10 protein-coding genes are annotated in these 12567 nt (G+C 36.2%); 1 reads left to right on the top strand and 9 read right to left on the bottom strand.

Annotated features, from left to right (window positions below; genetic code table 11):
- Positions 1–216: 216 nt before the first annotated feature.
- From AC4CUY_RS14070 to AC4CUY_RS14110, 9 genes are all read right to left on the bottom strand, one after another.
- Entirely contained in the window at positions 217–1251 is a 1035-nt protein-coding gene (locus AC4CUY_RS14070) for a Csu type fimbrial protein (protein WP_336951568.1), read from the bottom strand.
- Positions 1248–3758, bottom strand: coding sequence for a fimbria/pilus outer membrane usher protein (locus AC4CUY_RS14075; RefSeq protein WP_490774292.1), 2511 nt, complete (start codon positions 3756–3758; stop codon positions 1248–1250). The genes AC4CUY_RS14070 and AC4CUY_RS14075 overlap by 4 nt, the downstream gene beginning before the upstream one ends.
- Positions 3759–4559, bottom strand: a complete 801-nt coding sequence (locus AC4CUY_RS14080) for a fimbrial biogenesis chaperone (protein ID WP_336952127.1) — start codon at positions 4557–4559, stop codon at positions 3759–3761.
- A gap of 19 nt (positions 4560–4578) precedes the next feature.
- Positions 4579–5085 (bottom strand): Csu type fimbrial protein, encoded by a 507-nt coding sequence (locus AC4CUY_RS14085; protein WP_336951572.1) that lies wholly within the window; start codon positions 5083–5085, stop codon positions 4579–4581.
- A gap of 11 nt (positions 5086–5096) precedes the next feature.
- Complete coding sequence (locus AC4CUY_RS14090) at positions 5097–5651, bottom strand: spore coat protein U domain-containing protein (RefSeq protein ID WP_336951574.1); 555 nt, start codon at positions 5649–5651, stop codon at positions 5097–5099.
- Between the two features lie 60 nt (positions 5652–5711).
- The gene (locus AC4CUY_RS14095; protein WP_336951576.1) at positions 5712–6248 is read right to left on the bottom strand and encodes a Csu type fimbrial protein; all 537 of its coding nucleotides are present in this window, start codon (positions 6246–6248) and stop codon (positions 5712–5714) included.
- 894 nt (positions 6249–7142) lie between these two features.
- Entirely contained in the window at positions 7143–7478 is a 336-nt protein-coding gene (locus tag AC4CUY_RS14100; RefSeq protein WP_336951578.1) for a hypothetical protein, read from the bottom strand.
- Positions 7479–8210: 732 nt separating this feature from the next.
- Positions 8211–10037: a DUF1302 domain-containing protein gene (locus AC4CUY_RS14105; protein WP_490774293.1), complete on the bottom strand. Its 1827-nt coding sequence runs from the start codon at positions 10035–10037 to the stop codon at positions 8211–8213.
- A gap of 192 nt (positions 10038–10229) precedes the next feature.
- The gene (locus AC4CUY_RS14110; protein ID WP_490774294.1) at positions 10230–10820 is read right to left on the bottom strand and encodes an RBBP9/YdeN family alpha/beta hydrolase; all 591 of its coding nucleotides are present in this window, start codon (positions 10818–10820) and stop codon (positions 10230–10232) included.
- Positions 10821–11461: 641 nt separating this feature from the next.
- Here AC4CUY_RS14110 and AC4CUY_RS14115 point away from each other — a divergent pair.
- Complete coding sequence (locus AC4CUY_RS14115) at positions 11462–12514, top strand: AraC family transcriptional regulator (RefSeq protein WP_419328593.1); 1053 nt, start codon at positions 11462–11464, stop codon at positions 12512–12514.
- The last annotated feature ends 53 nt before the right edge of the window (positions 12515–12567 follow it).

Raw genomic sequence — 12567 nt, forward strand, 5'->3', positions numbered from 1 at the left:
TTAAATTTTAAATTTATAAAACACTCTATATTCTCACTTCAAAAAACAAAATGTTTACAAACAAAAAATTTAAAATAATACTTTCAATTAAGAAAAACGATGAACGGTAATTTATATTAAAGATAAATTTATGATTTACATTAAGTCTTATAATTTATTTATATGTTTATTTTTATGACATCATAATTTTTTATCATGATGTCATTATCAGTATTACTAGAATTCAACCTGTACAGTCACAGTATCACTGTATTTATCAGCCGGTAAATTGTCAGGATTATTTTCAAGGATTTTTGTTGTGAAGGTATAACCCTGTTGAGTTTTTGCATCATAAATACCAGCATTTGTGGTTGCATTACTGCTTGACCATTTCTCAGCTCCGTTGCTGCCCCAACGATCAGTAGTTGAATTTTTATATATTTCATAACGTAGAAAGTTATTGCTATTGACCGCCTTCATCGCACGTTGATTACCACTTTGTGGATATAACCCATTGTTTAATCCCACATTATAAGGCGTTTTTACAGAACAGCGTACTCCCATTGAAGTTTGAACAGGCTCAAAGGCTGTCGCAAAAGCAGCCGTTCCAAAATTAACATCTCTAGTTGATATGCGACAATCAGGTAGAACCTCAAGGCTTAAGTCAAAAGCAGAATCTCTACCACTCCCCCAAGAACCTCCCCAAGTATCAGGACCAAATCCTAAATATCCTCGACTAAAACCAGGGCTTTCAAATTTGGTAGAAAATGCTCCAATCCCAAAACCTGCTACTGAATACCACCATTTTAGTTTGAATGGCTGTTCAGCTTGATATATCCCAGGTGATACGGCTTGGCCTGGATTAACATTTGCAATAAATTGTAAGGAACCACCGGGTCCACTAAATAAGTTCACAAGTGAAAATCCACCTAAATCTCTTTCAGATCCGACTTTAATTACATTGTTATTCGTATCTAAATAATTTACTGTAATGCGCTCACCTGTCGCATTATTTATATAGTTGACTGGCATTTGATCTATTCGATAATATAAATAATTCGTTGTTAATACAGTCAAAAATGCCTGACAACTCATCCCTGAATTAAACTTTGTAGATTGTATCCCCGTTTCGGCTAATGTAATTGAAGGAATCTTCCCAATCGAAGTATTGCCACTGGTGCTAACTTCACAATCTGCATAACTCTGAGCAGTAATCAATATCAACCCAGAGAATAAAAGGCCTGTGGGTATTATTTTTTTCAAAGTAATCATGGTTTAACCACCTCATGACAAACAACCGATTTAATCACTGCGATCTGTTGTTGCGCTTTTTTTAAATCTAACGAAAAATTTGCTTCACATAGGTGCTGATCTGGCAGTTGCACTCGAATTGTATTTTCTGCCGCCAGATCTTCAAGATAAGCAATTCCATCCATCCCTACATAACTCGATTCTTGATCTGTACGATGTACCACCGCACCCACTGGAACCGCTTGCCCATTACTCTGTACCAAAGACACATTTGCCGCATAAGATTGTTTAATTGGGAAACCAATCACTACACCTGAACCGCGTTTTGCCGCAATCCGATTTTCAACTTGAGTTGCATTAAAGTTAGAAGGTAAATCTATCGGGTTGATGCTGTATTTGGCTGCGTAATACGGGGTCACTGACGGTACAAAAACATAACCCTTGGCATTACTCCGCCCCACAAGGCTGTTTTCATAATGCACAGGAACATCTGCAACTTTGTTAGTATCAATCAAGGCAAAAGACTCACCCAATCGATTGGCAGCAAAGACATTGCCTGACATCAACACTACTGAACCAGAAAGTCCAAACCAGTAGTTATAGTCATTGCTACCCGACATGCCGATATCGGTATTAAAATATTGGTTACGGTAGCTTATTCGTGCTTGATTAAAATCATCACTTTTTTCATTAAAGCGTCGAGTTAAATCTACACCAACCCCTCCGTCCAACGGTGCACTACGGTTATAGTTGATATAACCATAATCGCCGTTAGATTGCTGACTATAGCCTAAACTGGCTGTGGATCTGCTTTTGGAAAAAGGAACCGACAACTGAAATGCAGCACTCCAGTCTTTTTCTATAAAATCCCGATTGGCACTTAACGACACTGTCGCACCACGCAGATAGGAGGGTAATACCGGTGCCCAAGACAGGTTCATTAGTTTATTTTTGATGTCGCGGTTCTTGGTTTGGATATAGGCCACCCCAAAAGTACCTGACTTATCCGTCGCAAAATAAGTATTGGCAACCGAACTTTTATGACTGTTGGCTGAAATCAAATTGCTATATTGTAAACGCGAAAGATCATAATAGTCCTGATCGCGTTGGGTATGATTGAGACTAAATCCAAAGCGTTGCTGGTTATAGCTATAGCCTAAAGTATATTGATTTCCCTTCATGTTTTGACTATTGATCCGATTAAATTCACGGTCTGCCCAGCTTTGAGTTGCCGAACCACTTAACACACCAAACTGATTCAGCTTGAGTACTGAACCCAGTCCAGCCAACTGAATTGAATCTGAAAGTTCAACCCGCCCTTCAGCGGTGAGCCAATCATTGATCCCATAACGTGCATCCGCTGAACCAGCAAACTTGCCGTATGAAAAGTTTTTGATTCCATAATCTTCGCGGATTTGCCCCATCGACACCGAATAATCCAATAATCCAGGTTTAAGCAAAGTATTCGAAATATAAAATGGCACTGAGGTGGCCACCTGACGACCCACGCTGTCCGTGGTGACAATCACCGCCTCGCCTTTACCATTGATAAACGGAACATTATTAAGAATAAAGGGGCCTGACTGTACATCGGTTGAATTGGCTTTCTGTCCATTGATCAATAAATCTACGGTGCTTGGTAAGGTCGCTTGTCCTTTAAACTGCGGTAAAGGATAAGTAATCAAATCTGGGCGAGTACCAAAATTACGCTGGAGTTGTAATCCACCTAAACGCACTGAACTTCCCCATGCGTTTTTACTTCCGGTAATTACATCACCCGCTAAAAATGAAAATACCCTGACTGGGTCATCATATTGCCAAGTGGTGTCATAGCGACGGTAGCCATCATTATTTTGATTTGAGTCTTTTCCAACAGAATTAAAATCTGTTTTGCTATAGACCCCAGAGTTTCTCAGTACCCCATAAGGTGAGAAAAAGCGTTGTTCTGTAAATAGCGTACTGCTATAGCCACCATTCTCTGGGCGGTAGGTATAAAAGTCATAGTTATTTAATAAACCAATACCCGACTGTGCTGTTTCAGGTTGATACCAGGAGTCTAATCCACGTATTTGCACCGGCATCCAGCTGGCTGGAAGATCTAGACTAAAATACTGTTGTGCTGAATTATATTCATACTTCAATTCGGGAATCTGATTGAGGCTGACCCAATCCAAGGCCTTGCCCGAAAAGCCTAGAGTAAATACATCCAGATCAGTCAGGTTTTTTTCGGTCTGTTGCTGTAGGGCATCCACAGGCAGCTTGATCTGTAATTCATCCAGTTTTGACTGCTGGATAAAATATTGATCTCCTTTGACTATGATGGGAACAACCCGTTGTGTCGAGTATTGATTGATCACCAAGTCCAGATAGAGCTTAAATAAGCTATTCACTTCTGAAACATCTCTCGGTGGTGGAGGTAAGCCATTTGCATACACATTGCAGCTCAACATTGGGATATTCGAGATCAATATAAAGGTCAGGCTTTTGCATAAAAAAGAAGGTGAATTTAAACCAGATAAATAACCCATTTATCTCCCTCCTTGTTTTTTAATCTCAATCAACTCCTGTTGTACCCCTGAACTGTCGATTCCATACAAGCTTGTTTGACCACTTAGGCTGTTGAGTATCTTGCTGTCCAGATCAAACTTCATGGTGCTGTTTGCCAACACATAACCAAAGGCAGTTTTGCCAAAAGCCATTTGTTCTGAAGTTGGAGTCAATTTAATTCCTGAAAGTCGTGAAAATTTTGAACCGGTATTTTGAATATAAAGTTCAGGTTTACCCTGTTCATTATTTTTGACCCACCAGCTTAATATCGGTTTAGCCAAAGGATTTTTCGCATTGGTTTTTTGTGAAAGCTCAGTCAAGCCACTGCCAAGTCCTTTGCCATAGCTAAACAAGGGAATTGAATAACGCATCTGAAAACTGACTGTCGAGGCTTCTTTATCGTTTTCTGGATTGAGCTTGATCGGCAGTTCATCAACAATAATTCGATAGGCAAGTTCTTTTGTATCTGGTACTGAGGTTGCCCGAGTTAAACGCAACATATGCTTTTCACCGGCTTTGATCTTTGCCACCGGCGGACTTGGGATAATCTCAGTTTGCTCCTCAAAAGCATCTTGCTGATGATTCTGATCCCATTTAAATACCCGAATCTGTACCATGGCATCAGAGTTACCAGTATTTTGTAGCCATACCGCAGTGGCTTTTTCGTTTTCTTCAATTTTAGGGTAAATTGGCCAGATTAAAAAAGTAGCCTGTGCGAATACAGGTGAGGTCATCATCAATATTGCGGCTGCAAAGAAAGTCCTGCCCGACCATATGTTCATTTTATTTAAGCTCATAGAATCACCATGTAATCGTAATTGCGACCGTATCTTTATAAAGGCCTGCTGATCGTGGTTGATTGTTATTATTCAAATCTGCAACACCATAAACTGAAAAACCCAGTAGAGTATTCGATGTAGTGGTTGACGTCAGTGAGTAACTATTCCCACTGGTATATTCATTCTGCAAATTACTGTTCTGATAAAGCTGATAGGACACAAATTCATTCTGTTGCGCATGTTTCATCCGTCGAGAATTATTTGAGAAGTGATCTCCACCATTCAACATGACCTTTACTGGTAACCGTGCAGTGCACTGGATATTCCAGCTTTGTGCAGTATTGACGACTGACCCAGTTAACTTTCCCTGTCCCACAACAGGATGACGACCAAAATTAAGTCGCTGCTCAACATTGCTGAGTTTGCAGCCATTTTCAATGGTTGCCTGCACTTTAAAATTCGCTGTTGTTCCAGCAAATACGCACGGCCCAGCCAACATAAGCAGAACACTTAAACCTATTTTTTTCATGATTTTGTTCTTTAAAATTCAATGGTAATTGGAATAGTGTCGGTATATTGTCCAAGCGAGACTGACCGACCATTATTAACAGTTTGACCTATGATATTAAGCGTCTGTGGCTGACCATTGTTGGTCAAAGTGATGGTTTGATTCGGTTTTAATGCTTCCCGAGCAGTGCCATATAAGATGTTGTAGGCAAGGAAATCGGTACCATTACTGATAGCACGGAAATAATTTGCACTAAAAGGGGCTGGAACCTTGCTGTCATTCTGTCCTGCACCAAAAGTAACTTTTATCGGAGAATTGCCAGGACATTGAATGGTCAAACCCGATGCAGAAGCATTACTTAAACTCGTCTCAATCACACGATTAAATGCAGCAGTAGTTTCCCCGAAATCTAACTGACCAAAATTCAAGCCAGTTGTTTCGTTATTTACAGACTGATTGTTAATCTTGCAGGATGGCTCTAATTCAAGTTGGATATTTAACTTAGCGGCTAACTGCCCAGCACTACAGAGTGACGAAAAAAGGCTACAAAGTAGCAATCCAACGCTTTGTTTAAGTAACAGGTGCATACGTTCCTCCTTAAAACAGGCTTGTTCAACAACAAACCTGTTTACTGTTACGTATACTGATTAGAAATTAACTGTTACCAACAAAGTGTCTTTATAGTCACCCTGTGCTTTTGCAGTTCCACTGTTTGCAGCAATTGCACCAAAGATTGGGACTTCTTGAGATTCACCACTCGCAGCTGTGAAAGCTTGAGGTGTATTGATTGCGTAGAGATTGGTACGTGCTGCATCACGATAGACGTTATAGCTAACCACGTCTGCAGCAGTGGTATGTTTAAGACTACGATCAGCACGCTGACCACCATCAATTGCAACAGTAAACGCAACAGGATCTGTACTGTCACATTTTACAGCGAGGTGACTACCTGTACCTGCTGAAGCAACCTGAGCAGTTAGAACGTTGGTCCAAGTACCAGAAGTTTTACCAAAATCCAAACTACCAAATTGGTTCATAGCTCCAGCAACTTCAGAACCTTCAACAGAACAACCTGTTGAAACATTCAGCTTGACATCAACTTGACCAGTAACAGCAGCTTGTGCAGTCGCGATATATCCTGTACCTAACAATACAGTTAGCGTTAGTTTTGTTAAAATATTCATATTATGTCCAGTGATATGCATTATTTATTAACTTTTACACAAGAAGTGTGAAAGCATTTACATAATCACATGTGACGAATAAGTGTTCAATAATGACCCTAATTAACAGCACAAAACCACACTATCAAATTGTTTTTACTTTAGATTATGTTTAGACATTGGAATTAAATTATTATTACATTTAAAACATAAATAAATACATTTCATTTGATAGATTAATAAAGTTAAAAGTTAAAATTAATTTAATTATTGTTCAAATAACATAAAGATTAATATGCCGATCTCAGAGCTCAAATTCCGCTTATGCATATCGGATTATATGTGGTTCACATTTCAAAAAACATAATTAAATTATATACTTAAAATATTAATAAGTAAAAATCTATACATTAAATCTAATTTAGCACAATAACTACAAGCTTAAACATCTCTTTATTTTCTATAATATTAAATATTCTTTTTTAGGATACTTTATTACTCCCATCTTTCTTTTAAGTTTTACACCTAAAAAATTTTAGAATATCTTTTATTTTCAACACTTACATTTACAAAAAATAAATATTCTTTCATCTGATTTTATGTATTAAAAATATGAGGACAGAGTAACCCTGATATTATCCAAAGAAAAGCAACTAATATTAACCTTTTCCAATCGTTGCTCGTATTTGTTTTGTATGGATAGAACCATCATTATTAAGAGACTACAAATTAGTCATAGAGACCTCGTTAAACTACGATTTTATCAATAAATATTAAGACTTAAACGTTATTTTATCTATTCATCAAAAAAAATCCCATTCGTTCTGGGGTGAAGAATGGGAACCGATATGACACTTTAACATGTCGACCGAAAATCAAAAATTTATACGAATGTCTATAAAATTTAGAGGGTGACTAAAGATGATAAGTATTTCCACTTGGCTGAAGAACATCTCGTTCTTTAACTCTTAAACAAATGCATTGGTCAATTGTAGCGATTGCATCACGAAGAAATTCAGCTTCCATTCTATCTACATGGAAATGGCTTTCTTTATGAACTTCTTCAAATAATGCTTTTAAATCATATTGATCATCACTTAGACATGCCAATTTAAAATTACTCAGTTCAGCATCAATATCTAAACGTATTAATTCAATAAAATGCTGACGTGAAGCATAGGTATTTTCACTATAAAAAAAATGAGTGCTTTCATCTATACCTTTATGAAACACCATTTCATAAATTTTCATTATTTATTTATATCCAACATTCATATTTCTATTCTTCAATATATCTGCTAGAACACTTTAAGCTATTCAGATAATGCATATTTTTTATCACTACCTACCTTGTTTTGCAAACTTTCACACTTTTTTATATTATAATTAAATACATAGTTTATTAAAAATATAATTTAAAAACAAATATTTAAATTTATATTATTTTTAAAATACAGCTTGTAATAGTGTTCATATTATTATAATTTAATGCATATTTCATGTAATTCACCACCAAACAACAGGTTAATTTTAGGCCAATTTAACAGATACTATTGATAATAATTTTTATCCTTATTCTATCTTCTGTATTGCTTAATTCTAGTTTTGATTGGAAGTGAATTAATATGATGTTAATTATTAAATCTATATTTTTTATTTTCGGTGAGCTTACTAATTATAAAGTTATTGAGCATTTATTCTGATCACCTCGCCTTGGCAAATATGATTAAATATTGAGAGGGATATGCCCATTCTTATAATGATTAAAAAGCATATCACAATCAATATCCTTAGAGAATCTAACAGCTGCCATATCAATAAGTTTGAATAATTTAATACCTTCAACAATAGAAAAATCAGTTTTTCCCAAAGCTATATAGCCGTTTGATCTATAAATAAGTTAAATATTTATGATTAAAAGATGAGCTTTTTTTGACACCAACGATCCAATAAACATAGCATCCAATTTTTAAATTCCCAACTTCAAAAATTAGCTTTAAATATCAATGAAGCAAAATCTCGGTCATCGATTGTACTAAAATCATTCGAACCAAAAAAATTGGTATATGCAAGTTCAGCAGTATATTTTTGCTGATAGCTTACTGAAATAGTAGCTGCGATACTCATTTGACCTTCTTGAAAATTTTGGCTAGATCCTGTTATGTCATGGCGAAAGATAAAACTAGGTGTAATGACAACTGCTGGTAAAATATCTTGATAGCTTAACACTCCACGTAAACGATAGCCGTAAGACCATTCAGTAAAGAAACCATCTTTATTACAAAAGCGCTCATTCATACGATCAACTACATCATTTGCAAGGTGTGCTGTGCCATAAAGCGTACATTTGTATTCCTCAGTTTCAGGATTATAGGCACCAGATGAAAGCTCACTCCGCCCAAAAGCCCCTACTCGCCCAAAGCGATGATTACCGATATTTGCAATATGATTGACTGCAATTTCTACCGCCCAATTCAGTGTAGTTGCACCCAATATATTATTCAGATGATCACTTGCACCTACTGAAAATTGCGTTACTGGTGTTCGTACATAACCTTCAAGATATTGTCCAAATTCAGCTGCAACCCCAGGTGGAGTGAGCGGAGTATCTTTATCTAGAACTTGTGCATAGACAATATCTGTACCATTTAATTGCAAAGGTTGATTTGCTTTATGTGTTAATTCGCTAAAAACAGACGTAGTACCCAATTTTCCCGCAAGACTTAATCCATACATTTGGATATTTTCTGGATAAACTGAAAAAAATCTGGCTGTATTAAAATGTGCAGGTCCGGAGGCTGTCACTGCTGTACCGTCAAAATTAGCATTACGACTGTGATAATTTGCGAAATATAAGCCAAGTTCAGCATTGTTCCAACCCAATAAGCTTTGCTTTAAAGAGAATCCATATTGTCCGCTATTTCGAGCATACCGACTTTCTGAACGTGGAATATAGGTCTTTGCATCTAAAGCACTTTCAGACAACTTATCTCCTGGTGTAACGGTCAAAATAATTGGCCCACAATTTTCTGGAACAAAGTCAGAAATTGCAAAAAATGTCCCGCAACCGTCCACAATAGAAGGTCTAAACTTAAACTGATAAAAACCACCTAATTTAAGGTTTGGCGTTATTCCAGCCTCGAATGAAAACATTTCGACAGGAATTATTCGTTCTTTTACTTCCCCTCCCGGCCGATTGATTGCAGCATAATCCAAGGCACTGACTGAATTTAAACCATTTTGGAAAAACAGCGATTTCCCCCAATTTAAGCTATGTTTACCTAATTTTAGATTGGCATTTTGACCATTTTGTAAAGTAAAGTTTTTCCAGATATAGGTATCCCAAAGATCAATACCCTTAAATTTGGCTAATCTAGGCCATCTAGAATCATCAAAGGCTTTTAAATCTCCACGACCAGTTTCATAAGCATGGTCATACCAATATTTAGCACTGAGTACTGCACCTTGTTGTTTTCCTTTTAAACGAAACTCGGTCAGCCCTTTTGCAATTTGAGAAATATTATCGTTTTTACTGAAATTCAAATGTCCATCGTCGCCATTCACATCTATGCTTAAACCATTCTTACCGATATGATTTGCATCAGGCTTATACACCAACTGATTTGAAGCATCTTGAATACTCCAATTTGCACCTAAGCTGAACATCGTATTGGTTTCAAATTTCCAATCATCATTAATCTCAACACTTGTCGCAGATACTTTTGAAAGGCTTAAGCACAATATTAAAAAGACACCAAATTTTTGAGTAAAAATAACAGTGTGTTTATTATATAAATAATTTTTCATCATTCGATCTCCATATCGACATGATTTAATTTGATTTAATTTCATAAGTAGCCATGATGACTGTTTTGAAATATGCATTTTTTTTAATTGTTTAATCTGTTACGAATACTACTAACCTATGAGCAATGCTGTCTTAAAACGGCGTGTATACTAAACAAGCAATCTCTAAAACCATTCCACTATAAATATCTAAAACTAAGCGATACATATAGACTCATCCACTCGGTCTAATTGTTGAATAAATTGTTCAGCTTGTGCCCAATAGCCATAGCCAGCAGCTGGATTAAGATGCCCCACTTCGCCTAAATTCACCAATCGGCTGCCCCATGTTTTTGCCATTGTCGTAACTGCACTGTAACTGGCTAAATGGTCATTGGTACTTGCAACCACAATGCTTGGAAATGGCAAAATTTTGTTGGGTAAAGGATCCCATCCTAGTTTTTTTAGCATTGCAGAATTTGGATAATTTTCAGGCCATTTGGCTGATAAATCAGGTGGTGTCACCAACAAAGCCCCTTGAATCTTGTATTGATATTTAGCTGCCCAATGAACGATCATTAATACCCCTGCACTATGTGCAACTAAAATCACAGGACCATCAATTTCTTCTAGTTGTGCTTGGATCGCTTTAACTCTTTTTATGCAGTTGATTTTGTCTGTTTCCAGCGGAGGGACAGATCGTACCTTGACCAGCCTTTCTTCCAATAAGGTTTGCCAATGTTCAGCAACATGGTCACGTAAACCTGGGACAATTAAAACAGTTGCCTTTGTTTGTATTTTTTCCATTGATCTACCTTAAATTATGAGTGAATAAATGAATGTGAATTTTATAAATTGCTTATTCACAATATGATTTAGTTGATTTTGCTGATGCACATTTGATGACAACTTCTTTTCATTTGATGACAAATTACCTATCAAAAAATCCTTCAAACATAAGCAATCAAAAATATAAGGTATTGATTTTATTTTTATATTTTAAAATTTAAATATTTGTTAATAAATTCTAAATGTTGTTTATAACGTACTTGAGATTGCTTTAAAGAAGACCTGCTTGAATAATGGTGTCGTGTTTCAGAAAGATTCCACTGAAACCATAAAAAGTGAACTACAGGGAAATTTTAATGAATCAGATTTATAGAGTTGATGTACTATTCGAATGACTTTGCACAGCCAACTTAGCTTATAAAGCTACTGATTACTCAAGAAAGTTCAGTCCTTTTAAAACACTCATGTTTCTAAGCAAATTTGATAATTTATTTCTATCACCTGAATGTGTACTCAATTGAGATACTTTTTTTAAGATATTTTGATAAAATTGTCGAGATTGCAAAAATGCTAGAAATTTTTATAGTGCTTATTAGCAAAGTTTGTAAACAATAATGTATTGACCAGGATGGTTAATAAAAAAATAAGGAGATTGGAAATTGATTCCTCTTGCACATACAGCCGTACTCAAAAATTATCTAGATGTTAGTCGACAGTTAGACCTCAATCCATACCATTTATTATCTGATGCTGGAATTTATTCTGCTCAATTAAATGATTCAAAACAACGTATTTCGGTCGATAAAGTCATTACATTGTTAGAACATTCTGCTCAAATCAGTGGCTGCGAAGTATTTGGTCTACATATGGCAGAACAACGACAAATTGCTGATTTTGGCAAACTTAGCCTATTGTTAAGTTATCAGCAAACCTTAGGTGATGCCTTAAAAACAATTGTAAAATACAGAAATATCATCAATAACGCGCTTGAAATATATATTGAAGAAGTTGGAAAAACAGTGATTATTCGCGTGGAAGTTATTTCCGCTTCAGCAAAATATAGTCGCCAAGCAATTGAGTTAGCTTTGGGGATTATTCAGCGATTCTGTGCTACATTGTCAGCTCAAAAATGGCAACCATTAAGCATTCATTTTACGCATGATGCACCACATGACTTATCTGTGCATCAACGTATCTTTGGGAGTTCATTTGAGTTTGGTAGTGAGTTTAATGGTATTGTCTGCTCATCATCTGAACTTGATAAAATCAATCCACAAGCAAATACAGCAATGGCAGACCATGCACAGCGCTATTTAGATCTCGACATCTTACAAAAAGATAATGAGTCATCACTTATTTTTGATATCCGTAAAAGTATCTATCTGCTTTTACCGATGGGACGAGCTACAATTGATCAAGTTGCTCAAACGCATGAGGTCAATGTTAGAACGTTGCAACGTCGTCTAGAAGCCGCACAAACAAATTTTAGTGAATTAATGAATGATGTACGCAAAAATTTGGTCTTTCGCTATTTAAGAAATATCAATTACTCATTGGCACAAGTTTCAGATATTCTTGGTTACTCTATGCCAAGCTCTTTTACCCGATGGTTTATTGGTCAATTTGGCATAACACCGAATGCTTGGCGTACCCACAATAAAACCGAGATCATCGATGCGAATATGATAAAAATTAAACCAATGAGCTACTGACGTTTGGTATTGATTTCAAAACAATAACTTAAAAACGAATCAAAACAAAAGTT

Source organism: Acinetobacter sp. 778_lipA (assembly GCF_058242985.1).